Origin of the sequence: Planococcus glaciei, from assembly GCF_900099655.1 — a bacterium.
Classification (GTDB): domain Bacteria; phylum Bacillota; class Bacilli; order Bacillales_A; family Planococcaceae; genus Planococcus; species Planococcus glaciei.
This window is the reverse complement of record NZ_FNDC01000002.1, coordinates 192,238-215,840: the sequence shown is the minus strand read 5'-3', so window position 1 is coordinate 215,840 and position 23,603 is coordinate 192,238. Positions and strand designations below refer to the sequence as shown.

Annotated in this window: 22 protein-coding genes and 1 pseudogene; 3 read left to right on the top strand and 20 right to left on the bottom strand. The window is 48.8% G+C overall.

Features of this window, described 5'->3' with window-relative positions; genetic code table 11:
• Nucleotides 1-155: 155 nt before the first annotated feature.
• From BLQ32_RS04425 to nfsA, 3 genes are read right to left on the bottom strand one after another with little or no spacing between them, the layout of a single operon-like run.
• Nucleotides 156-893, bottom strand: a complete 738-nt coding sequence (locus BLQ32_RS04425) for an alpha/beta hydrolase (protein ID WP_083335269.1) — start codon at nucleotides 891-893, stop codon at nucleotides 156-158.
• A 2-nt stretch (nucleotides 894-895) separates the two neighbouring features.
• Nucleotides 896-1,510 carry an NAD(P)-dependent oxidoreductase gene (locus BLQ32_RS04420; protein WP_074509360.1) on the bottom strand — a complete coding sequence of 205 codons (615 nt, stop codon included), beginning with the start codon at nucleotides 1,508-1,510 and terminating at the stop codon, nucleotides 896-898.
• A 22-nt stretch (nucleotides 1,511-1,532) separates the two neighbouring features.
• Nucleotides 1,533-2,264 carry an oxygen-insensitive NADPH nitroreductase gene (gene nfsA / locus BLQ32_RS04415; RefSeq protein WP_074509269.1) on the bottom strand — a complete coding sequence of 244 codons (732 nt, stop codon included), beginning with the start codon at nucleotides 2,262-2,264 and terminating at the stop codon, nucleotides 1,533-1,535.
• 102 nt (nucleotides 2,265-2,366) lie between these two features.
• On the opposite strand from nfsA, the gene BLQ32_RS04410 reads away from it, so the two are divergent.
• Entirely contained in the window at nucleotides 2,367-2,921 is a 555-nt protein-coding gene (locus BLQ32_RS04410; protein ID WP_074509268.1) for a M15 family metallopeptidase, read from the top strand.
• A gap of 48 nt (nucleotides 2,922-2,969) precedes the next feature.
• On the opposite strand, the gene BLQ32_RS04405 is transcribed toward BLQ32_RS04410, so the two are convergent.
• Nucleotides 2,970-4,241, bottom strand: coding sequence for an ABC transporter permease (locus BLQ32_RS04405; protein ID WP_074509267.1), 1,272 nt, complete (start codon nucleotides 4,239-4,241; stop codon nucleotides 2,970-2,972).
• The gene (locus BLQ32_RS04400; protein WP_074509266.1) at nucleotides 4,231-4,929 is read right to left on the bottom strand and encodes an ABC transporter ATP-binding protein; all 699 of its coding nucleotides are present in this window, start codon (nucleotides 4,927-4,929) and stop codon (nucleotides 4,231-4,233) included. Before BLQ32_RS04400 ends, BLQ32_RS04405 begins: the two co-directional genes overlap by 11 nt.
• Nucleotides 4,930-5,165: 236 nt before the next feature.
• Here BLQ32_RS04400 and BLQ32_RS04395 point away from each other — a divergent pair, with 236 nt between their 5' ends.
• Nucleotides 5,166-6,212, top strand: coding sequence for a bifunctional glycosyltransferase family 2/GtrA family protein (locus tag BLQ32_RS04395; RefSeq protein ID WP_074509265.1), 1,047 nt, complete (start codon nucleotides 5,166-5,168; stop codon nucleotides 6,210-6,212).
• Nucleotides 6,213-6,604: 392 nt separating this feature from the next.
• Here BLQ32_RS04395 and BLQ32_RS04390 read toward each other — a convergent pair whose 3' ends face one another.
• From BLQ32_RS04390 to BLQ32_RS04355, 8 genes are all read right to left on the bottom strand, one after another.
• Entirely contained in the window at nucleotides 6,605-7,600 is a 996-nt protein-coding gene (locus BLQ32_RS04390; protein WP_074509264.1) for a GNAT family N-acetyltransferase, read from the bottom strand.
• Nucleotides 7,601-7,605: 5 nt separating this feature from the next.
• Nucleotides 7,606-8,268 carry a Dph6-related ATP pyrophosphatase gene (locus tag BLQ32_RS04385; RefSeq protein ID WP_074509263.1) on the bottom strand — a complete coding sequence of 221 codons (663 nt, stop codon included), beginning with the start codon at nucleotides 8,266-8,268 and terminating at the stop codon, nucleotides 7,606-7,608.
• A 358-nt stretch (nucleotides 8,269-8,626) separates the two neighbouring features.
• Entirely contained in the window at nucleotides 8,627-10,012 is a 1,386-nt protein-coding gene (gene fumC, locus BLQ32_RS04380) for a class II fumarate hydratase (RefSeq protein ID WP_036807790.1), read from the bottom strand.
• A gap of 94 nt (nucleotides 10,013-10,106) precedes the next feature.
• On the bottom strand, nucleotides 10,107-11,594 hold the full coding sequence (locus BLQ32_RS04375) for a UDP-N-acetylmuramoyl-L-alanyl-D-glutamate--2,6-diaminopimelate ligase (protein WP_074509262.1): 1,488 nt from the start codon (nucleotides 11,592-11,594) through the stop codon (nucleotides 10,107-10,109).
• Between the two features lie 208 nt (nucleotides 11,595-11,802).
• Nucleotides 11,803-13,332, bottom strand: a complete 1,530-nt coding sequence (locus BLQ32_RS04370) for a flotillin lipid rafts scaffold protein FloT (protein ID WP_036807798.1) — start codon at nucleotides 13,330-13,332, stop codon at nucleotides 11,803-11,805.
• A 12-nt stretch (nucleotides 13,333-13,344) separates the two neighbouring features.
• Nucleotides 13,345-13,887: an NfeD family membrane protein gene (locus BLQ32_RS04365; protein ID WP_074509261.1), complete on the bottom strand. Its 543-nt coding sequence runs from the start codon at nucleotides 13,885-13,887 to the stop codon at nucleotides 13,345-13,347.
• A 106-nt stretch (nucleotides 13,888-13,993) separates the two neighbouring features.
• A complete protein-coding gene (locus BLQ32_RS04360; RefSeq protein WP_074509260.1) occupies nucleotides 13,994-14,707 on the bottom strand; it encodes a hypothetical protein in 714 nt (237 codons plus the stop codon).
• A 72-nt stretch (nucleotides 14,708-14,779) separates the two neighbouring features.
• A complete protein-coding gene (locus tag BLQ32_RS04355) occupies nucleotides 14,780-15,322 on the bottom strand; it encodes a P-loop NTPase family protein (protein WP_074509259.1) in 543 nt (180 codons plus the stop codon).
• Between the two features lie 230 nt (nucleotides 15,323-15,552).
• Here BLQ32_RS04355 and BLQ32_RS04350 point away from each other — a divergent pair, with 230 nt between their 5' ends.
• The gene (locus tag BLQ32_RS04350; RefSeq protein ID WP_036807810.1) at nucleotides 15,553-15,753 is read left to right on the top strand and encodes a cold-shock protein; all 201 of its coding nucleotides are present in this window, start codon (nucleotides 15,553-15,555) and stop codon (nucleotides 15,751-15,753) included.
• A 239-nt stretch (nucleotides 15,754-15,992) separates the two neighbouring features.
• Here BLQ32_RS04350 and BLQ32_RS20010 read toward each other — a convergent pair whose 3' ends face one another.
• The 7 genes and pseudogenes from BLQ32_RS20010 to BLQ32_RS04320 form a co-directional block, all read right to left on the bottom strand.
• Nucleotides 15,993-16,964: a serine hydrolase domain-containing protein gene (locus BLQ32_RS20010; protein WP_074509359.1), complete on the bottom strand. Its 972-nt coding sequence runs from the start codon at nucleotides 16,962-16,964 to the stop codon at nucleotides 15,993-15,995.
• Between the two features lie 144 nt (nucleotides 16,965-17,108).
• Nucleotides 17,109-17,288: pseudogene (locus tag BLQ32_RS20105) on the bottom strand (serine hydrolase); the annotation flags it as partial.
• 434 nt (nucleotides 17,289-17,722) lie between these two features.
• A complete protein-coding gene (locus tag BLQ32_RS04340; protein ID WP_074509258.1) occupies nucleotides 17,723-18,751 on the bottom strand; it encodes a F0F1 ATP synthase subunit beta in 1,029 nt (342 codons plus the stop codon).
• A 120-nt stretch (nucleotides 18,752-18,871) separates the two neighbouring features.
• Nucleotides 18,872-19,327: a GNAT family N-acetyltransferase gene (locus BLQ32_RS04335; protein WP_074509257.1), complete on the bottom strand. Its 456-nt coding sequence runs from the start codon at nucleotides 19,325-19,327 to the stop codon at nucleotides 18,872-18,874.
• Nucleotides 19,327-19,779 (bottom strand): hypothetical protein, encoded by a 453-nt coding sequence (locus tag BLQ32_RS04330; RefSeq protein ID WP_036807819.1) that lies wholly within the window; start codon nucleotides 19,777-19,779, stop codon nucleotides 19,327-19,329. The genes BLQ32_RS04335 and BLQ32_RS04330 overlap by 1 nt, the downstream gene beginning before the upstream one ends.
• 627 nt (nucleotides 19,780-20,406) lie before the next feature.
• Nucleotides 20,407-23,031: an MMPL family transporter gene (locus BLQ32_RS04325; RefSeq protein ID WP_074509256.1), complete on the bottom strand. Its 2,625-nt coding sequence runs from the start codon at nucleotides 23,029-23,031 to the stop codon at nucleotides 20,407-20,409.
• Nucleotides 23,032-23,484, bottom strand: a complete 453-nt coding sequence (locus BLQ32_RS04320) for a MarR family winged helix-turn-helix transcriptional regulator (protein WP_074509255.1) — start codon at nucleotides 23,482-23,484, stop codon at nucleotides 23,032-23,034.
• Nucleotides 23,485-23,603 lie beyond the last annotated feature (119 nt).

Here is a 23,603-nt window from a genome sequence, read left to right as displayed (position 1 = left end):
TGCTCGTAAGCGATTCGAAGTTGCTCGTATTTAGCCCCGAGTTGCTCGTATCACCCTTCAAGCTGCTCGTAACATCAAACTTCGACATCATCCATTAAACGCAAACAGAAAAAAGAGGACCCGGAAGCCAGTAATACGACTGCCCGATCCCCTCCTTAGTTATCCTTCATCCATTTAAGCAATGCTTCCACAATGAGATCTTGTTGTTCTAGCGGGGAAATATCCGCCGGGTTGTCGCCTTTTTGCTCTCCGTATATTCCAAACTGCGCGTGGTTGCCGCCTTGAATTTCGACAAATTCGCTATTGGCTGAAAACAGCACGCGGTTATTCTCGATGTCTTCCAGCAAGGTCAGGCCATCGTTTTCTCCGTAAATCGACAGCATCGGCAGTTCGCTTGCCGCAAAATCACCTGCAGGGTAAGAGCCCAGGAAGAATAAGCCAGCCAGCTCATCCTGATGCTCTTCGGCATACATGGCTGCAGCGACTCCTCCAAGCGAATGCCCGCCGATGAACCAAGCAGTGATTTCAGGATAATCTTCAATCACGGCTTCCGCTTTGTTAACACCGAAGATGCCAAACTTCAATGGCAGTTGCGGGATTGAAACCGTATAGCCTTGTTCGCTTAATTTCTCGCCAAGATACGCATAAGCTTCCGCTTCCACTTTTGCTCCTTGATAGAGAATGAGTCCTTGGCCATTCGGATTTTCCGGAAGGAAGACAAGGCCGTGGTCATCGCGTTTTACTGCACCAAGGTCGACTTGTTCCGCCAACGTTTCACTTGGCCCATAATCGAACTGCGCATAGACGATAAAAGCGATAATGGCCAAAGCAGCCAGTGCACCAATCCCCAGTACAATTCGGATGCTCCATTTTTTAGCTGCGCTTTTTTTCACACTCAATAGGAAATCCCTACACGCGATTTTAGAAATTCAGAGTTCTCCAGTTGACCATAGGCAAATTCAGCCGTGTCGCCGACCGTGATTTCCTTGCCGCCTTCCGGCAAGAAGTCTTTTTCTGACCGGCAGCCGCCGCGCGCTTCGCCATCCGGCAAATAAGTCGGGCAGACAATGGTCCAATCCAGGTCAATCGCTTCCAGCAGACGGAACACCGTTTCATGTTCTTCGGCAGCAAATGTCAGTTTGCGGTTGGAGTCCCCGCCTTGGTAACGAAGCGCACCCGGGGTCAGCCGGCTGTTCAAAATGCCTGCTGTGCCGATGGTAATGATGCGCCGGATGCCTTCGTTTTTCATTGCTCCGATAATGAGCGGCATCGCTTCAGAAAGCGTCGTCGTCCGATCCGTACCAATGGCACTGAATACCGCATCAACGCCTTGGAGCGTCTGCTCAACGTCTTCCGCTTTCCGGATGTTTCCTATGATGATCTCCAGATTCGGATGTTCCTCCAGTTTCGGCGTACGCACCAGCGCTTTCACTTGGTGGCCATCTGCCAGTGCCCGTTTCAGGATTTGTTCGCCGACGCGTCCCGTAGCACCAAAAATCGCGATTTTCATCATCATTCCCCTTCTCCCGTTTTTATTTAAACAAATACCCTTTTTTCGCCAGCACGCCTTTGAGATCCGGGCGGCGTGGTTTTCTGAGGAATGTCGCCATTTGCTGCGTCCACGTCGCAACTTTCTGGTTTGTGCTGCGTTCTTGATAATAGCGCTGGATTGTTTCATCGTATTCCGGAAGCAAGGTTTTGTATTTGGCTTCATCGTAGGCATTTTCGTGCAAAATGGCTTCGACCGGCAAACGCGGTTTCACTTCGTTGGATTCGTTCGGCACGCCGACCGTCAAGCCGTACACCGGGAAAACGCCTTCCGGCAAGCCGACCAAGTCACTGATCGCTTCCATATTGTTGCGCACCCCGCCGATATAGCAAATGCCGTAGCCTTTTGACTCGGCAGCAAGCGCCAGGTTTTGGGCCAGCAGGCCGACGTCCGTTACAGCGACAATCAAATTTTCCGCATGGTCGAACGAAATGGCTTCGCCTTGCATGTCACCGGCATGCTTTAAGCGGTTGTAATCGGCGCACATCAAAAATACCGCCCCTGCGCCTTCCATTTGCTGCGCATTGCGGGACAATTCCCCAAGTTGTTTGCGTTTCTCGGGATCTGTCACCCAGACAATCGAGTAGGCCTGCACAAAGTGTGACGATGCGGCATGCTGTGCTGCCGCCACCAATTCGCTGACTTCTTCCCGCGTCAGCTGCTTTTCTTTGTAATCACGCACAGATGCGTGAGACTTCATCAATTCAATAACCATTATTCAATCCCCTTTCTATTCTTTCTTCTATCCTATCAAAAACTTCTGCACGATACTCTTTCGACGATTTTTGATAAACTAAAGGCAATGAGGTGAAACAATTTGAAAAAGTTTAAAACCGCTTTTTCGATTCTTTTTTTATTGGTACTCGGCGGTTTTTTCTTCATATGGATTCAAAACGAATTGGCATTCCGCGAAGAGCTGCAGCAGCGTGCTGCTCCTTCCGGCCTGCATCCGGTCGTGGAGGAAAAAAGCGAAGAGCTGATTGCACAAGCAGCGGCCATTGGCATACAGGTCCTCATTACAGACGGTTTCCGGTCAGCGGATGAGCAAAACGGCTTGCATGCAAAAGGAAGAAGCACCGCCGGCAACGTGGTGACTTATGCACGCGGCGGAGATTCCTATCACAACTACGGATTGGCCATCGATTTTGCGTTGAAGCTCAGCAACGGCGAAGTGGTGTGGGACACGGCGCGCGATGACAACAAGAACGGCAAAGCTGACTGGTTTGAAGTGGCCGCCATCGGAAAAGAACTTGGGTTTCAATGGGGCGGCGACTGGCAGCGCTTTAAGGATTATCCGCATTTGGAAATGACGTTCGGTTTGTCGATCGACGAGTTGAAGCGGGGCTACCGGCCGGAAGATGTCATGCAATAAATAGAAAAAACGGCCTGGTTCACAACGAACCGGACCGTTTTTTAGTTTTTACAATTCCTGCCGCAGTGCCTGAATTACGTCAATCTGCGTCGCTTTTCGCGCCGGCCGCCAGCCGGACACCATCGCTACACCGATGCTGATGATAGAAGCAATGACCACCAGCTGCCAGGGAATCAAGGAAATGACCATATCGAAGCCTTCGCTGTCCTGTTCCCCGAGGGAACTTTTGATAATGATGGGCACAAGCCAGTTTGCCAGCATACTGATTGCGTAAGAAAGGACAACAGCAATTCCGGTTCCAATGATTCCGATTGCGGCACTTTCCATCAGGAACAGCTTCTGGACCAATTTCGGCTGGGCGCCAATGGCTTTCATGACGCCGATTTCCCGCGTCCGCTCCGTCACGGCCATCGTCATCGTATTAAAAATGCCGATTGAAGCAATCAAGACAGCAATCGTTCCCACAAAAATTAACCCGGCTTTCAGTGCCGTGAAAAACATATTCATCGAACCGAGTTCTTCTGTTACGGAATAGACGTAATAGCCATCGTCTTTCAGCGCTTCCGAGATGGCTCCAACAGACGGAAGGCCGTCAGCATAAACCGAAATGGATTTGCTTTCCTCACCGGTTCCAAGCTTTTCATTAAAGGCAGCTGCCCATGAATCGTCCAGATAAACTGAACCGTCGCTCATCCAATCTTTTGCCGGTTCTTCCAAAACACCGGCTACAGTAAAGCTCCAGCTCGCGGGTTCGGCTTCTCCTTCATAAGGCGTCAGTTCCAGCTCGAAAGTCTGCCCGATCAGGCTGCCGGCAAAGCCATTCTCGCTTTGCTGCTCTTCCGAAGCTTCCCGTTCCTCATCCGTCAGCAGCGCTTTGGCAAAATGGTACCCGACAACCACTTCTTCTGCCTTTTTTGGCATGGCGCCTTCAGAAAGAGCAAGCCCTGCTTTTTGTTCTTCTTTTAAATCCGACAGAATCGGATTGACATACCCACTGCGCGCCCCGATTTTCGCCATTGCCTCCGCGGCCACTCCCGAGCGTTCTACGACAGCCTCGACATGCGGTATATTGCGCATCGTCTGAACTTCTGCCGGCGTGATTTTTTCTTCGCTCTCCACTTTCGACGGTACTTCGATTTCTGTCACTTTCCGGTTATCGAGTACATCATCCGTAATGGTTTTGTGAAGCCCGAAACCGACGGATGCTAAAACGATTAAGAATGCACAGCCCATCATGGCAGCGAGAATTGTAGTAGTCACCCGGAGTTTGTTGCGTTTCATATGTTGGCGGATAAAATCCACTTGGTCTTTAAACTGCATGGCGCTTTTCTCCTTTCATCAATTCCCCGTCATGAAGACGGTATTGCCGATGGGCGACATTCGCCACTTCTTCGTCATGCGTGATGATGACAAACGTCAATCCGAGTGTGCTATTCAGCGCTTGGATCAGCTGTAGAATCTCTTGTTCCGTTTCCGAATCGAGGCTGCCGGTAGGTTCATCCGCCAATAAAACCGGCGGGTTCGTCACCAGTGCACGCGCGATGCTGACCCGTTGCTGCTGGCCGCCGGAAAGTTCGCTCGGATAGTGTTCCGCCACTTCGGTCAGGCCGACTTTTCTCATCATTTCTTCAACGAGCACTTTTCTCTCGCCGGAACTGAGCCCTTTGATTTTCAGCGGCAGCTCCACATTTTCAAATGCCGTCAGGCCGGGCATCAACTGGAAGTTCTGAAAGATGAAACCGAAATTCGCTAAACGGAAGGCCGCTGAATCGGCTTCTGTAAGCGCGGATGTTTCCTGGCCATTCACTTTTACCGAACCGGATTCCGGCGCCATAAAACCGGCAAGAATATTCAACAAGGTGGATTTCCCGGATCCGCTTTTCCCAAGAATCGCCACGATTTCCCCTTGTTTGACCTCAAGCGTGATTCCTTTTAAGACAGGAATCCGCCGTTCTTCCCCCTTTTTGCCAATCGCAAAGGTATGCTCTAAATTTTTAATGTTAATCATCGCTCTGCCTCCTTCTTCATCTTGTCTTCAGTATAAAAGGCAAATCTTAACGATTAGTAAGAGGTTTTCTGAAGAATTTCTTAAGATGGGTTCTAGAGTCAGCGAAAGAGGGTAGGTTTAAAGTAAGCATTTGGACATAGAAAATTTCTTTAGTCATCCTTTTTACCATTTGCAATTTCACAACAGCAGTTTTACTTACTGTTTCTGCTTTCCCAGAAATTGAAAGGAGGTCTTCTGTGAAACAGTTTGCGGTCATTATTCCGGCGTATAAGCCGGACCATAAATGCGAATCTTTGATTCAGCAAATACTGGCGGCAGGGTTTCAGCAAATCATTGTGGTCGATGATGGCAGCGGCCCTCAATATGCCGATTTTTTCGAATCGCTTTCTCCGGTTCCGGAAGTGGCGGTGCTTCGCCATGCCGTCAACCAAGGCAAAGGGCGCGCCTTAAAAACGGCTTTCCATTACATACTTAATCAAAAACTCCCTTTCGACGGCGTCATTACGGTCGATGCCGATGGCCAGCATCTGGTTTCGGACATGTTGAAAATCGCCCGGAAAATGGCGGAAGCTCCGGACCACGTGGTGCTGGGCGCCAGAGATTTCAAGCAAAAGGACGTTCCGTTCCGCAGCCGTTTCGGCAACCGGTTCACGCGCCTATTGTTCCGCCTCTCCACCGGTGCCATGTTGACGGATACCCAAACAGGCCTTCGCGGCATCCCGGTCCGGCATCTTCCTCATTTATTGAGCGTTGTCGGGGAGCGCTTTGAATACGAAATGAACATGCTCGCTGCCCTGCGCAGCAAAAAAATCCCGCTCGCTGAAGTGCCGATTGAAACGGTGTATCTGGAAAAAAACAAGTCTTCCCATTTCCACCCGCTCCGCGACTCTTATCATGTCTATAAAATCTTTTTATTATACGGTTTGTCCGGAGGCGCTTCTTTTGCACTCGACATTGGCCTTTACTGGCTGTTTATCCAATTATGGCGCAGCGAAGAACCCCAGCTGTTCATCATTTTCGCAACAGTTGCCGCCCGGATTTTGTCTTCTTTATTCAATTATTATGTGAACCGCAACAAGGTTTTCGGCCAAGGATCAAGAAAATCCTTTATCCGCTACTATATTCTGGCTGCGTTCATCATGATGATGTCCGCCGGATCTGTCCATTTCTTGTACGCCGAGTGGCTCGGGCGTGGAGAAATCATCCTGAAAGTGTTCGTCGATACCGTGCTGTTTCTTTTCGGCTTTGTCGTCCAGCGCACCTGGGTTTTCCGGAAAGAGTAAAAAACCCGCATCCTCGTTTCAGGATGCGGGTTTTCAAGCTGTCGAGAAACATTCCATTCTCTAAGCCATTTCGCTCCAAGTGGACGCTTTCCGCTTCATTCGGCTCACTCTTTTAATAAAGTTCTTTTTTATCAGAAAGACTGGAAGAGCAAACATGCTATTTATTCATTGCTCTCCCTCGATATGGAGCAAACCAGCGGAGACGCCTGCGGGAAAGCGAGACAGCCGAGACCCCGCAAGACGCGCAGCGGCTGAGGAGGCTTGGCGGATCGCCCGCGGCAAGCGCAGCTGGTTTGCGGAATATCGGAGATATTCAAAAAATTTTTTCTATATCTTTCTCAACAAGCTGAAAACCCGCATCCTCGTTTCAGGATGCGGGTTTTTCATGTGCGTCATTTCCCATGCGCCCAGGCAATTCGCGGGTCGATTTGGCGGGACATGCGGACCATGATCGGCTGAAAGCCCAGCTTTGGCCAGAAGTATGAAGCCAAATGGTTCGGCGAGTGCCAGTCGGCGAAAATGTAATCAAATCCTTCATTTTTCAGTTCCTTGAAGCAATAATGGGCCATCGCTTTCCCGATCCCCGTTCCGCGCAAATTGGGATTGGTGGAAGCGGCGGGCAGCGCCACACAATTCTCAGGCGTTACCAGGCTGAGCGGATCGGCTTTTCTAAAATACACGTGGAAACCGCCAATCTGTTCCCCTTGTTCCGCGAGCCACAAATAGGCACCGCCGTCAGCCGATAATTCTTCGTAGCTGCTCTTGATGTCTTCCATCGTCTCTTTCGTGATCGGCTGCCAAGACGGAGCCGCAGCTTGGTGGATGCTGTTCCATAGCGCCATCTTTTTCAGCAATGGGCCGTCTTCCCGGCTTCCTGTCCGGAAAACCAAGCCCGCTACAGGTTCTGCGGCCTCCGCCTCAAAGTCCTGGAGCGGCAAGACGGCGTATTTCTGTTCATACCGAAAAGACTGGTCAAGCCATTCTGCAACGATTTTCCGGTCCCCGAGCGGCACCATCATCACATGGTGGAAATAGCCGTTTTTGACCCATTCCGCGCCGGCATCCGCATACAACAGCCGAAGCAGGCGCGGATGTTCTGCGTCTTTGATCGCCACGGATTCATAATCCATCCAGACGTAGCGGCCTCTTTCCGCGCTTTCCTTGAATTCATACAGCAGGTAGCCAATGACATCAATGCCCCGGACCGCTACGATTCCGCTGATATATGGCCGCTCCAGCATCTTGCGGAGGACCATTTCAGCTTCATCAAATTCCTCGAATTCTGACGGGAAAAAGGGAAAGAATTTCCGCTCCCGTTCATGCCGTTTGGCCAGTAAGACTGCCATCTGCCGAATATGCTGCTCTTCCACGCCCACAAATTGAATCATCCCCATCACTCCTCTGAATGAAGTTTCACTTCAAGCATCCGGTAGTTCCCATTCGCTGCCTTTTCGCCAAAAACTACGGGAACCGGTTCAACAAAAATCGGCCCATCAATGATCACCGTATGGAACTCGCCTTCCTCGCCGCACGCGTCAATCCCCAGGCTCTCCAGTTCTTCAATCAGGCCATGGGTGAATTCACGGCCCAGAAATTTCTCGTCGAGGCGTGCCGTATCCACTACAGTGACCACGGCCTTAAAGCCTTTGTCTATTAATTCTTTCAACAACGCTTTTCTCGGTTCCTGCCAAAGCGGATGATTTACTTCTATACCGGCTTCTGCACTCACTTTCTGGATCCACAGCAAATGGTCTTCGAGATCGATGTCTCCGTAAACGCCCATTTGCACTCCTTGGGACTTGAAAATTTTCAACTGCTCAATAAATTCCTTTTCATACCCTGCCCAGCTCGCTTTCCCAATAATGAGCGGCAAGCCCATGCGCTCTGCCTGGGCCTGCATCACTTCAAGCGGCAGACCGTGGGAGCGGGATCTTGTTCCGTCTTCTTCAAACATGGTAAACAACGCAACCGGCACATGGCCGTCCATCACTGCACGGAAATATGCTAGCGCCGAATCTTTCCCGCCGCTCCATGACATCACAAACGTCTTCTGCATAATGCACCTCTTCTGTCTAATTTGCCTCTTCTTTTATTTACTTCGACATGCGGGGAATAAAACCTTTTGCGAAGTGGATTTGCTTGTGGATTTCAACTGCGTTTATTTTACAGCTTATGCCCAAGTGCGGCTATTTTATGTCCAAGTTATATCTGTATACGCCCAACTCCGAAGCGGTTATGCCCTTTTGGAGGCAGTTGCTCGTATCTTATGGAAAGTCGCTCGTAACCGGCTGGAAGCCGCTCGTAAACCACTCACACTTGCTCGTATCTCACCCGAACTTGCTCATAAACGCCCGCCACTCTCCCAAAATACAAAAAAGCAGCCGCAAATTTGCGGCCGCTCTCTCAAAACTATCTTATTTTTTGCCGACCATGTTTTCCGGGCGTACCCATTCGTCAAACTGTTCAGCCGTTAAATGTCCGCTCTTCACTGCAGACTCTTTCAACGTCGTGCCTTCTTTATGTGCCTGCTTCGCAATCGCTGCCGCTTTTTCGTAGCCGATATGCGGGTTCAGAGATGTAACCAGCATCAACGAATTGCCTACGTGGTTTTGGATAACTTCAAGATTTGCTTCAATGCCTACTGCACAGTTGTCGTTAAAGCTGATCAAGCTGTCTGTCAACAAACGCACCGATTGCAGGAAGTTGTATGCAATGACCGGTTTGAAGACGTTCAATTCAAAGTTCCCTTGGCTTGCTGCAAAGCCGATTGTTGCGTCGTTGCCCATCACTTGAGCGGCAACCATCGTCAATGCTTCGCTTTGCGTCGGGTTGACTTTCCCTGGCATGATGGAACTGCCCGGCTCGTTTTCAGGAATCGTGATTTCGCCGATGCCGCTGCGCGGGCCGCTTGCCAGCCAGCGAACATCGTTGGCGATTTTCATTGCGTCAGCCGCAAGCGCTTTGATGGCGCCGTGCGTGTAAACCATTTCGTCATGGCTTGTCAGCGCATGGAATTTGTTTTCAGCAGAAGTGAATGCTCCGCCGACTGCTTCTGAGATGAATTCGGCAACAGACGGTCCGAATGTCGGATCTGCGTTGATGCCTGTTCCGACTGCTGTTCCGCCGATTGCCAGTTCACGCATTTCTTCGACGCTCGCACGGATCATGCGCTCGCTTTTCTCAAGCATATGCCGCCAGCCGCTGATTTCCTGGCCAAGCGTCAATGGCGTCGCATCTTGCAAATGTGTGCGGCCAATTTTGATGATGCCGTCGAATTTCTTCGCTTTTTCATCAAGCGTCGCTTTTAGTTTCTGGATAGCTGGAATCAGGTTCTCCGTCACTGCCATAACGCCTGCAACGTGCATCGCTGTCGGATATGTATCGTTTGAGCTTTGCGACATGTTGACGTCGTCGTTCGGGTGAAGCTTTTCATCTGACGATTGCTCTGCCAGGATTTCGTTTCCGCGGCGTGCCAGAACTTCGTTCATGTTCATGTTGGACTGTGTGCCGCTTCCTGTTTGCCAAACGACCAATGGGAAATGGTCGTTCCATTTGCCTTCGATCACTTCGTTCGCTGCGGTTTCAATCGCTTTCATTTTTGCTTCGGAAAGCTTGCCAAGTTTGTGGTTTGCTTTCGCTGCGGCTTTTTTCAATTGGGCAAACGCCATCACCACTTCATGCGGCATGCGCTCGGTACCGATTGCAAAGTTCTGGAGGCTGCGCTGTGTTTGCGCTGCCCACATTTTGTCCGCTTCTACTTGAATTTCGCCCATCGTGTCTTTCTCTGTACGATATTGCATTCCATTCACTCCAATTCGTATGTCGTTATGTAGCCTTCTCTTCTATTAAACACAAGCAGCCTGAAAAAAGCGACCTTTCCAGCCGAAAAAGCCGCTAATTTTGCTGAAGGAAGAAATCCGCAATGATTTCTTCATCCGAATGCGGAATAAACTCTCCCCGAATATTTTGAGCACCGTTGATGCAGCCGCTTGATAATAAGATTATATCATTCGGACCGCTTTCCTGCAGAGCGGTTACCACTGCGGCGCGCCGGGTGGTCGCCGTCAAAACTTGCTGTTTATAAGGCACCGTAAAGCCTTTCAACACTTCATTGACTACATCATTCGGATCGTTAAATCCTGGATGATCGACTGTCACCACTACAACATCCGCTTTTCCTTCAGCAGCTTTCGCCATTTTCGGCATCTTCGAAAAATCCCGGATGCCAATCCCGGCCACCAAAGTGATCAAGCGGTTATGCGGCAACTTTTTCACTTCCCGCATCACAAGGTCCAACGCAACCGGCGTATGTGCATAATCCAATATGATTTTCCGGTTTTCCGGCCCTTCAATCAGCTGGAACCTGCCTTCGACTTGCGGCATATCCGGCAGCACCGAAACAATCTGCTCCATTTCAACACCGGACAATAAAGCCGCTCCAATGGCAGCCGTCAGATTGCCGGCATTGTATTCTCCGAACAACGGAACCTTCACTTCATGAACCTGCTGTTGAAAATGCAGCTCAAACCGCATGCCGCTTTCTTCAATACGGATATTGGTCCAGACCAAATCCGCTTCTGAATCGAGCCTTTGGCTATAGGTCAATACCGGATAATCAACCACTTCCAGAATCTCCTTTGCCATGCCTTGGTCGTCTATGTTGACGACCGCCGCTTTCGCCTGCATGAACAATTGCAGTTTGCATGCCAAATAATTTTCGAAAGTATGGTGATACTCCAGGTGCTCCTCGGAAATATTGGTATGGATAGCCACATCAAAAAGAATGCCTTCCACCCGTTTCTGGTCAAGGGCAATCGAAGATACTTCCATTGCCGCTGCGCGGTCGCCAAATGCCGAAAGATGCGAAAAGATTTGATGGATATCTGAAGAAATGGGTGTAGTGGGCGTACTTTTTTTATAGGGCGTCTTTCCTGAAGAATTGTAAATACCGGTTGTTCCCAAAAATCCGCACGGCATCCCCAAAAGATTAAAGAGATTGTAAACATAAGTAGCTGTTGTGGTCTTGCCATTCGTCCCCGTAACCCCAACTTTCACCAGCCGGTCCTGGGCTCTTTCAAAAAAATGAATTGAAAAAGCCGCCAGAGCCGACCGAGAATCTTTTACAGCGCTGAACGTTACGTTCGGAAACGCCTCTGCATATGGCTTTACTTGCTGCCAATCGGACCCGATGATGGCAACTGCGCCCTTTTCAAGCGCTTCTGAAATATAAAGGTGCCCATCCGTATTTTCCCCGACGATGCAAAAGAACGCTGAACCGCTTATTACTTCAGCGGAATTATAAGCAATTGAACTGATTTCCTGAGACACCGGCCCTAAACGATGTTCTTCCGCCAACTGCACGTGATCAAATTGAATTTCCATTGTACACCCCTTAGCATCCAGTTTCGTTTCCTTATGAACTTTTCCCCACTTTCTTGTCTCAATATTCTATCATTATAACCATTATTCGCAAACCGGTTTCAATCCATCCATTAACATTTTTTTGCATTTCATACTATTAACCTATTTTCACCCTGCTCATAAAAACATAAAAAGGCATAAAAGCCGTTTCGCTTTTATGCCTCGTCTATTAAATTTCCTGCTTTTCAAGTGCCTGTTCTTTTTCTTCCAGTGCATAGCGCAATTGCTCAATCGTCTGCGGATAATCCGTTTTGCCTGTTAAATTTTCCAGCATTTCGCGGACGTCGATCCCCGACGACTCTTTCAAGGTTTCCTGAAGGGAAGCCATTAAATTCGTCGCATAAGAGGTGACTTTATTTGCCCCGCCGCCTTCTCCGCCTCCGGTATCCACAACCGTGATCTTATCGATGTTGCCAAGCGGTGCAGCGATTTGCTTCGCATATTCAGGCAGCATGTTGACAATCATATCAAGCGTCGCTGCTTGCCCGTACATTTCAAAGGCTTCCGCAATCTTGCGCTTCGCTTCCGCTTCTGCGAGACCTTTCAGGCGGATGATGTCCGCTTCCGATTCACCTTGTGCACGCTGCGATTCTGCTTTTGCAAGGCCGTCCAGACGGATTTTCTCGGCATCGGCTTTCGCCATCGCTTCTACGCGGTATTTCTGTGCATCGGCTTCTGCTAACTGCTTCGACTTCTCTGCCGCCGCAGCCTGCTCCACCGAGTAGCGGTCCGCATCGGCTTTTTTCTTCACTTCGGAATCGTACTGGCGCTCACGGCGTTGAATTTCTTTTTCTTCCAGCTCAATTTGCTTCTGGCGCTCGATGATCCGGATCTGCATTTCCTGCTCGACAACTTCCTGTTTCGAACGGGCTGTTTCCAGCTCATACGCCTGATCCGCACGGGCTTTCGCGCTGTCCTGCTCCCGTTTGTATTCCGCCACTTTCAATAAATTCTCTTTTTCCGCTTCCGCAATTTCCGTGGCACGCTCGATTTCAGCGCGCTGTGCGTCTTTTCCGGCTTCCGCCCGTTTGATGCGCGTCTGCATTTCCGACTCTGCCGTAGCAATATCCGCATCGCGCTTCACTTGCGCAATTCGGGCTTTACCGAGTGAATCCAAATAGCCATTTTTGTCGCGGACATCTTTGATGGTGAACGATACGATGATCAATCCCATTTTCGCCAAGTCATGCGAAGCGACGCGCTGGACTTCCTGCGAGAACTTGTCGCGGTTTTTATAGATTTCTTCTACTGTCATCGATCCGAGAATTGACCGCAGATGGCCTTCAAGCACTTCTTTTGCTTCATTTTCCCGGTCTTCTTTGGATTTCCCTAAGAATTGTTCTGCCGCTGTGGCAATTTCAGAAATCGAGCCGCCAATTTTGATGATGGCTGTGCCATCGGCCATGACCGGTACCCCTTGTTCTGTATAAACTTCCGGTGTCGTCACTTCCAATTTGCTCGACAGCAGGCTGAGTGGTGCTGCCTGCTGAAAAATAGGAAGCAGGAACGTCCCGCCGCCGCGGATGATTTTAATGCGGTTTCCAGAGTCATCCGTGTGGACATTTTTCGATCCCAAATAACTGCCCGTCACAATCAAAGCCTCATCCGGCCCGACCGTCTTATACTTTGTTACGTAAACCCCTATAATCGCCAATACGACAAAAGCGGCTATCCCAATTGCAATCCATGCCATTTCCATCCTAGTTCCTCCTTATATTCTTTTTTCAGTGCTGAAAATCGGTTCATAATCCCTTACATATAACGTGCCGTCGTTCACTTGGATGATCAAGACCTGCCTATCCTGCCCGATGGCTTCGTTGTCAAATCCGGCAGCCCGTTTGGAGATCATGCCGCCATAAGTTTCAATGACGACTTCTCCGTAGCCATCCACTGGAATGGGAACAATCACTTTCGCAACTTGGCCGAGCAGCGATTCCTCTGTATAAGCAATTGAAGATTCTGCAGAAGACAATGGCAACAAAACAAAGAAATAAAGTAAAATATCCAAAACCACTGCCGCCACCGCTGCAATCCCCAGGATGGCCAGATCACTCAAGCTTGTAGCCAGTTCCAGCACATAGCCGGCTGCTGCCAGCAGCGTAACAAATGCTAAAATCACGGCGGGGTTAAAAAAGGGAAGCCCATCTCCTGCATCTGCGATATCCGCGAACAGCACGTAAAGGACGGTCAAGGCCCCTGCTGCAACGAGCGTATACAGATATACTTGTTCCATAGGAAAACCGAACAGCTCCATTCCAATACCTCCCATCTCACCCATTCTTTTTCATCCTACTTAATATACGGAAGAACACTCCGAAAGTTTCAGAATTCTTCAACAAAAAACAAAAAACCCGTTCTAATTAAAGAACGGGTTTTGCAAATTCAAGTTCATGGAAACCTCTGACCAATTGAAAGCCGATTCCGACGTAGCCGTCAGCCAAAAGCTGGCGCTGCCGTTCCAGGTCATCCAATTTCACATTGGTGTGATGCTCGTAGCGAACCGTCGGCTGCTCTAAATCTTTTACGAGGATGTAGCGCTCCATGCCGGCGTACTTTTCTTTCAACGCTCCGATATGCATTTGCTGGAGGAACTTATCTTTTAAACTCGGGATGTTCATCGGGGCGACCGTACAGCAAATATAACGGAACTTTACTTCCAGATTCGGCAGTTCTTTCATGATCACTTCCGCTAATTTCTGCTGGAGGCGATTGCCTCGATATTCTGGAAGAACGACTGAAATTTCCTGGTAAATGACGCGCGGCAACTCTTCTTCGGGAAGATTAAGGTCCAGTCCGAGATGTTCCCCGTCAATTTCCGGTATGAGAAGCGCCCTGAATCCGATTAAGCGGTCCTCCGCAAACGCCCCAATCAGCAAGCCCCGTTCGTTGAGGATAAAGAGAAACTCTTCCGTCGATAATGGCTGCAGAATCGCTTTTTCCGGGAGCGAATCGATGACCTCTTTTTGCACTTGTTCAATGACCGGCAAATCTTCTAAATACAGCCGTTTCATGTGCATGGCCTGCGTTTTTCGAAGCGCTTGATTTGTGATGGTTCCTTCATACAAGAACTTCATAGCGCATTCTCCTAGTCCGTAGTATTTTATATGTTTAGGATACCACTTCACCTTCCGAAGATGTTGTAGTTTTTAAATTTGTTTATCGGATTTCCGGGCGCAGCCGCCTTTTGCAAATCCATCGATCTGTTTTTGATTGCTTAGGAAAATCACTTGATTAGCCGGGTCAGCTTCCAAAAATTCCTGCATGTAGTTACGCATTTTCCACTTCCGAGCTTTATACGTTGTAATGATAAACCTCAGAAATTCCACGTCCATCTTTTCCGGACAGCCTTCCGCCATATCGGGGCGTGTTTTGCCCAGATTCGTCAACCAGCGTTTTAAGACGCGGTACAGGCACACCCTTAAAGGCACTTCCAAATAAATAAAGGTGTCTGCTTCTTTCAAGCGGATGTCAAAGCTTGCGGTGTAATTTCCTTCGATGATCCAGCTATCCCGGGCAGCAATTTCTTCTTGTGCTGCCCTGAATTCTTCCGGATCTGCTTCGATCCAGCCCGATTTCCAATAAAACGAATCGAGATGATACACCGGAATATCCAGTTTCTTTCCTAGTTCCGCAGCAAAAGTCGATTTCCCTGCACCGGCTGAAACCCCCGTCACCATTATCTTTTTCATCTCTTCACGCCCCTTTTCACTGCAGTTCTTTTATTATATAGAAAAGCGTGCGCATAAAATAGAACAACCAATTTCGGCATAAGGCTTGCAATTTCTGTAACCCCATGTTATTCTAAGGAAGAATTATTTTTGTTCGGATAACTTTGTATAAAGTGTCAGATGTTCATCTGCAAGATTTGAGCAAGGATAGTAATACAATGTATGCTTACGCATACGAGGAGGAAACACACATGGAACAAGGTAAAGTAAAATGGTTTAACTCAGAAAAAGGATTCGGCTTCATCGAGCGCGAAGGCGGAGACGACGTATTCGTACACTTCTCAGCTATTCAAAGCGAAGGATTCAAATCTTTAGAAGAAGGTCAAGAAGTTACTTTCGATATCGAGCAAGGCCAACGCGGTCTTCAAGCTACTAACGTAGTTAAAGCTTAATTTTAACTTAACTTTTTATGGGCTCCCTTTATGGGGAGTCCATTTTTCATGTTCTTTTTTAGACAAGTAAAAGGCTGCCGAGAAAATTCGGCAGCCTTTTTTTGTTTACTGGGTTGGATTCATCGTGAAATACAGCTGGAATCCAAAGTAGATTAATGCACACGCTACAAGGGTGCCGACCACTATTCCAATAGCTAGGTTTTTGCCGCTCATGCCCCTCACCCCTTCTAAAATTTCTCTTATTTACCGTTCATCGCTGCATCTTCTATCAATTTCATGACGTCAGCAGCGCCTTCTCCTTTGTTCGACAGGACCGTCAAAACGGTTTGCGCATCCGGATAATAGCCGGAGTGGAAGCTGACTCCTGGATCGTATCCGGTAACATGGTATTTTACTACAGCCTCTTCACTGCGGGCAATCCAGACACCGTAGCCGTAAGCATGGACATCGAATGCTACATGCGGCGAAAGCAAGGTCTTCGTCATTTCTTCAGAAAGCAGCGTGAAATCCATCAAGCGCTCCCAAAAAGCGGCCATGTCGCCGGCCGTTACAAATGCTCCACCGTCTGGTCCGCCTTTGACTGGAATCGCGTATTGATTGGTCCGCCACGAATTTTCTTCTTCAATATAACCAAAAGCCGCCTCTTTCGGCAAGCGGTCCAGACGGAAGTACCCCGACTTTCCCATACCGGCCCGCGAAAAAATATTTTCTTCCACAAAATCAGTGAACGATTGCCCAGTGGCTTTCTCTACAATAAGGCCCAGCACAATAAAGCCGGCATTGTTGTACTGGAATCTTTCCCCCGGCGTAAACTTCATTGGTTCGTCTTTAAACAGCGGCACAAAATCGGCAGCCGATTGCATCAAGTACATCGGATGCTTGGCCCAGATTTCTTCAAAATCATCCATCGTCTCTTCATCAAAATAATCCGGAATGCCGGATGTGTGCGTCAACAACTGGTGAATGGTCACATCAAAATTCGGGAAGAATTCCGGCAAGAGCTGCGGCAAACGATCTTCAAATGACAGCTTCCCTTCCTCCACCAGTTGGCAGATAGCGGTTGCCGTGAAAATTTTGCAGCCGGAAGCAATGCCAAAGCGGGTATCCAGCGCGTTCGGCCGCTCGTTTGAACGGTCTGCAAAGCCTTTCGCCACCGACCAAACCTCCTGATTTTTCAGCATCGCAACTCCTGAAAAGTCGATATTTTCCATCCCGTCGGCAATCGGATTGCTCGGACGGACCTCTTGAAACAAGCCGTCTTCCGAGATATCAATCTGCCGGCCATCCGCCAATTCGATTGACAGTGGGTGGACTTCACTTTTCTGCTTGGAAAAGTACCAGGTCCGTTTCGGTGCAACCAACAGGATAAAGGCATCGTCCTGGCCAAGAAAATTCAGCGCGTTTGGTTCGATTCCTTTATTGCCGCGGACCGGAATCTCCATCGCTTCGATTTTCCTTCCCACCTCTTCTACATGAGCCGTTGTAATGCTGACTTCGCTGATATTGAGAAGAGAGTCGACAGTGAAATTCCCCATCCGGTCAATATGGCGCCGGGCGATGAACTCCACCACATTGCCGGCAGGATCCTGGAAATAAAACGCATCTGCATTGAAGTTGGCGTAATAGATTTCTTCCATGCCTTCCTGGCGGTTCAAGGTGACGCGTGCACTCGCCCATCCTTTGGCCAAGGTGTACTGGTTGCCTGGAATGTTAAAAGCAAAATGGTAGATCGCCGCCCGTTCGGATGCTTTAAAAACCAATAAGGAATCCCCGATTGCCAACGTGAAACTGCTGTCGTCTTCTTCAACAATCCGGAAGCCCAGTTGGTATTCGTAAAAGCCTTTCATTTCATGAAGCCGGTTCGTATATAACGTCACTTTCTTGAACATGAAATCACCTCTTGCTTTTAGCATACCGAAATCCACTTCATTTTTCCTCTTTTAATGAAAAAAAAGGAGCACAAGGCTCCTTACAAAGTTCCGATAAATTGCAATTCCTCCAGTTCCCGGGCATCTGCCTGGCCATTCAAAATGGCGTCCACGTCATGCATGGTCAGCTCCAGCGCGACAGAAGCCCCGGGCTGGCCGGTAAATTCTTCTGCCACGTAAAATGGCTGTGTGAAATATGCTTCGAGCCGCTCGCCCCTCCGGTAAGTTTCCAGCTCGCCCTGCGCGATTCTTTCGATGCCATGTGCAGCTGCAACGGAGCGAAGTTCCCGGTAACGGCGCAAGGTTTTTTGGGCACGCTGGCGAAGCTGGAAATGGCGCTCGTCCAATTCGGCATCTTCCAATATAGAAGAGGCTGAATGGAGCGGGCTTAAAGCCGGATACTGGTGGCGGGCTGCAAGATCTGCATCGAGCTGCCAAAGCGTCTCAAGCGGGCCGAACGGAAAATCGTCATCGACCACTTCACCGGACAAATCCACCAGCAGCGTTGCAGCCGGTTGAGTGCCCAATTGTTCCTGTAGTTTGAACAACTCTCCTGAATCCACCCGTTGCTTGTCTGTGAAAAGCACCGCTTTATCACCGCAGCGATTTAACAGTTCCAGCGTTTTTTCCACTGAATCGGTGACATGGTCTGCCAGTTCCACGATGCCTTCTAATTCGGGATGATCTTTTTCAGGAATCAAGTAAACCGTTTGGTAACCCTGTTCCTTAAAACGGTGCAGCAATTCTGCTACAATCACCAATTGTCCCATTCCCGGACGGGCCACTATTCCTGTCGTACCGCCTTTTACCAATGGTGCGAAAAAATCCAATGCTTTAATCTTTGTTTCGATCATCGCCATCTTCTCCCCTCGGATAATGAGTTCGTCTACTGTACAATTGGCCAGTTTAGCCAATCCCACTAAAGTTTTGACTTCCGCTTTGCCCAAATCAATTTTTCCTGTGCATAAATTGGAAACCGTCGCAGGCCGAATTCCCGCTTCTTTGGCAGCCGTCGTTAGATTCGGCACCCGTTTTCTGAGCAACGCCACGTTCAATCGAATATCTTCCATCCAATCCCCCCTCTTGTTACTCCTAATAGTAAATTAAATTACGTTAAAGCGCAATATTTATTTCTTTGAAAAGTAATTTAATTTACGCCAAAAAGAAAAACCCTTCCATTTGGAAAGGTTTTATTTCAATTCATATGCAAGCCGCACCATGTCCTGGCATAAGATGCCATTTTCAATAATCGGCTCCGGGTAATGGCGAGTGAAAAAGCCGCGGTCGATCGACTTCAATCGAAAACCGCATTTTTGGTAAAGCGCGAGTTGATCGAAACTCGAATTTCCGGTCCCGATTTCGACATGCTTAAAGCCGCCGCGCTTCGCTTCTTCCAAAGCATGATTCACCAATTCTTTGCCATAGCCTTTGCCTCTTTCCGGCTCTGCAACGGCGATATTTTTGATTTCCACGACGGTTTCCGACAATGGCAGCAATGCATATACACCGACCAGGCGCCGATCAATTTCAGCTGCATACACCATGCCTTTTGCCGAGTATCCGCGCACCAGCTCTTCTGATGGATCCGCTTCAAGCATTAAGTCCAATGGCAGTGCTTCGCCTTGTCCGAGCCGCCGGATGTCCATTACTTCGGCTCTTTAAAGCCTTGGTCGAGCAGGTAGTTTTCTGCATCGTCGAATGTGCCGAAGCTTTCTTCCAGATTTTTGCCGGTGTAAATGTTCCAGAACGGTTCTTCATACACCAGATCCAGCTTTTCGTTGTCGCGGTTTGTCCATGTCTTGTCGTATGGCGGTTCCGGCTCTAAAGACAAATAGTCCAATGCGTCTGCCACAATGCTGCGAAGTTCTTTCTCGGAACATTCGCGGATATTGACAAAGCCTTTGGCGTCCGCTTCATACTGCGGCAAGTTGCCGACATATACAAAACCGTTGCCGTTTGGATGCAAGTGGTAAACAACGATTTTTTTGTCATACAGGCTTTCTTCATAATGAAAATTCACCCGTTTCATTGATACGTCTTTACGCGTCAATTCCGGAAACGATTCAATGATCGCCAATTTTTCTTCAAATGTAAGCACAATAGTTACCCCGTTTCATAATTGTTGATTCTTAGCCTAGTATAACACGGCTTCCCATAATCCTACATTAAACAGAAAAAAGCCACCCGAGGGCGGCTTTTTTATACAGACTGTAGACAAAGTATAATTTAAATGAATAGAAATCCATAAAACCAACCGGATCGGCCACTTCGCTTTCCGTGGGCTCAGCTTCAGTCTCCTCGCCGCTTCGCACCTGTGGGGTCTTCAGCTTTCGCTGTCCCACAGGAGTCTCCGTGGCCGAACCGGTTGGGGCGTCTCCCTTTGATTCACAAGAGAATGGTCATCCGATTGAAGCTTAAATAGGCAGCTCAAGAGGAATAGCGACACCCCTAGTAGCCTTCATGTTAAGGATCCGGAGTGGAAGCCGGCGACTCCAGCGGGATAGTGAAGTGCCGAAATCCACTCGGGACGCAAGTTCCGAGTTAGTTCGGCGCGAGCCCGCGGAACGCGTCCGGCTGTAATGGAGGATCCAGTATTCTCTCTCCAATCGGATATTTATTCAACTATCATGCGTAAAATTTCTTTTGTCTACAAGCTCAGAAAAAAGCCGCCCGAGGGCGGCTTTTTTGTAAACGGATGAAGCATAGGTTTTCTAAAAATAGTTAGTTACGAACGTTTTTTATTGCCGAACGGCCACCAGACGCCGCGGTCAAATGATACCGAAATTGCCGGAATCAGAAGCGGGAGAACGATCAAACCGTACAACAGCAAGCCCGTGATGACAATCGTTGCAATCTGCACAAGGCTGAGTACGCCGGACGGCATCATTGCGCCGAATGTACCAGCCAGGATGATGGCCGCCGTGATGATGACGGTGCCCATTTTAGCCATGGATGTTCTCATGGCATCGCGGACACTGACGCCGTTTGCGGATTCTTCACGGAAGCGGTCAAGAAGGAAGATCGAGTAATCGACCCCAAGAGCCACCAGCATGACAAATCCGAAGAACGGCACTGCCCAGCTGATGCCGTCGTAGCCAAGGCCATTCACGAAAATCAATTCCGCGATTGCTATCGACGTGTAATACGTCAAAAGCAGCGAACCGATCATGTACAGCGGCATGATCAACGAACGGAACATGATCGCCAAGATCACGAACAAACTGATCAGCATGATGGTAACGGTATTCGTAAAGTCGCTTGAAGATACATCCTGCAAATCGTTGTTGATGCTCGAGATGCCGCCGTAAGCGATATCTGCTTCTTCAAGAGGTGTTGCCGTCACGGTGCGTTCGACAGCATCTTTGATTTTTGCAGTAGTGTCAATGGCTGCCGGAGAATACGGATCGTCCGATAGGATGACCTCCATCTTCATGCCCTTACCTTCTGCAAACGTATAACGGTCCAGCACTTGAGCGAATTCATCACCTTCGAGCGTCCCTTCCGGAATAAACAATCCGGTATCGCGGACCGTTTTGCTGTCGCTCATGTTCTGCATCATTTCTGCAGCTTCGGCTAAGCCGTTCTGGATTTCCACAAGGCCAGCGTTCGAAGCCCCGACGCCTTCTGACAGCTGCGTTAAGCCTGCCCCAAGTTCGCCGGTTTGCCCAGCTGCTCCAGCCAATCCTTGCTGAATTTCAGTCAGTCCCCCGCTGATCTGCGGCAAAGCACCAACTGTCTGCTGAACGTTCCCTGTTTGCTGCAGCCCTTGTGTAACCAGCCCCAGCTGGCTATTCAACTGCTCAAGCCCTGCAGCGGCTTCGCCAATGCCATTTGCGCCGCGGGTCTGTTCACTGATTCCCGCCAAGTTAGTTTGGATTTCAGTCAGCCCGGCCTGCACTTCTCCGAGGCCGCTGCCTGCTTCCGTCAATCCTTCTGATAACAATCCTAATTGTTTGTCTGCATAAAGGTCCTCAATCACTTCGCCTGTAGGGCGGGTTATCGACCGTACGCCTTCAACGCCGTCAATTTTTTCAATTTCACGGCTGACTTCTTCGAAATACGGAACAATGGCTTCCGTAGTCAGCGTTTCATCTGATTTCACGATAACTTCGATCGGCAAGGAATCGCCTTTGCCGAACCCGTCTTCAATTGCGCGCAGCCCTTTCACCGATTCGTACTCCGAACCGATTTCATCCACCGTGTTGAACGACAACGAATTGTTGTACGTAAACAGCAAAGGCACCGTGATGACTGCCACGACAAGCATCGACAACAGCGGACGGTTAATGGACAGCTTGCTCATTTGAATCCACAAATTGCTGTCTTTATGGCCGGCAGATTTTTTTGCCGGCCAGAATAATTTTTCTTTCAGCAGCGCCATGAAGAACGGCACAACTGTAAACAGCACAAGCAATAGCACGAATATCCCGACGGCTACCGCTACTGCGGATTTAAAAATCGGGAATTCCGCGAAACCAATCGCAAAGAATCCGATGAACACCGCGATGCCGCTGATCAATAATGTGCGGCCAGCTGTCTTGTACGTGTTGACAATCGCTTCTTCCACTCCATGCCCCGCTGACAATTCCTCTTTATAGCGGCTCAATAGCAGAATGCAGTAATCTGTTCCGATACCAAACAAGATCGCCACCAAAAAGATTTGGGTATAGTTCGATACCGGGAAGCCGACCCAGTCGATTAAGAATGCGACAATCGATTGGCTCAGCAAATAGGAAATCCCTACAGCTACAAGCGGGATGAATGGTGTCACAATCGAACGGAATACCGCAAGCAATAAACCGAAAATCAAGACAACCGTAATGATTTCTGTCCGTTTCAGCCCTTCCTGTGCACTGATATTCACGTCGTTGTTGATGATCGCTTCACCTGTTACATAGGCGGTCATGTCTTTCGGAATGACGGTTGCACGGATTTCATCCGCTACCGCATTCACTTCTTCATCGGTGCCGTCAACTGTCACCGGCATCAAGATTGTTTTCTGGTCTTCAGAAACCAATTGTTCCTCAAGATCTGCGCTTTCCACCGGATTCAATACACTTGTCACCGGTTCGCCAAGAGCTTCTATATCTTTAGCCATGCCGGCCAAAGTTTCACGGATTGGCTCATCGAGCTCTTTTTCAAGCGGGATGACCAAGGAAATGGTCTGGTCCGCTGCATCCGCATCTGCAAGAATCGTCGCCGCCATTTGTGAAGAAGCATCTTGCGATAACTGGAAGGACCCAGCTTCTTCAGCTTGCTCTGTTAAGTTTGGCGCCAATAAGAATAAGGCAACCGTCAAAATGATCATGCCGATTGTAATCGGCCATTTCAGTTTTAAAACAGTCTTCATTTATGACACTCCATCCGTTTTAATAATATCTTTCAACTTGCGGAAAATCGTTAGAAACTGATCAATTTCTTCATCGTTCACGTGCTCCGACATTAACTTCTCGATGTAATCCGTTAACACTTTATCTGACTGTGCCAGGACTTTTTCTCCCTGCTCGGTCAGTTCAATCAATTTTTCACGCCGGTCCTGCTGTTCAGTTTGAACAAAGCGGATCACTTCTTTTTGCAGCAACTTTTTGATTCTGCTGGAAATCGCACTTTTATGTACCGCCTGCAAAACAGCCAACCTGCTGGAAGTGATGCGTTTTTCCTTGCTGATCAACTTAAGCATTTGCATTTGTTCCGGGGAAAATTCTTTCCACAACGGATCGTCAATTGCTTTGATGACGCGTTCCGTCCCGTAGAGCATTACTTCTTGAAACAAATCAACGGCTTCTTTTATTCGCCCATCCAAAATAGTATACCCCCTCAACCAATAATCACTAGTTTAGGGGGTATACTATTTGAAGTCAAGAAATACACATCGGATTTATAGACAAAAAAAATAATCTCCGCAAATTGAATTTGCGGAGA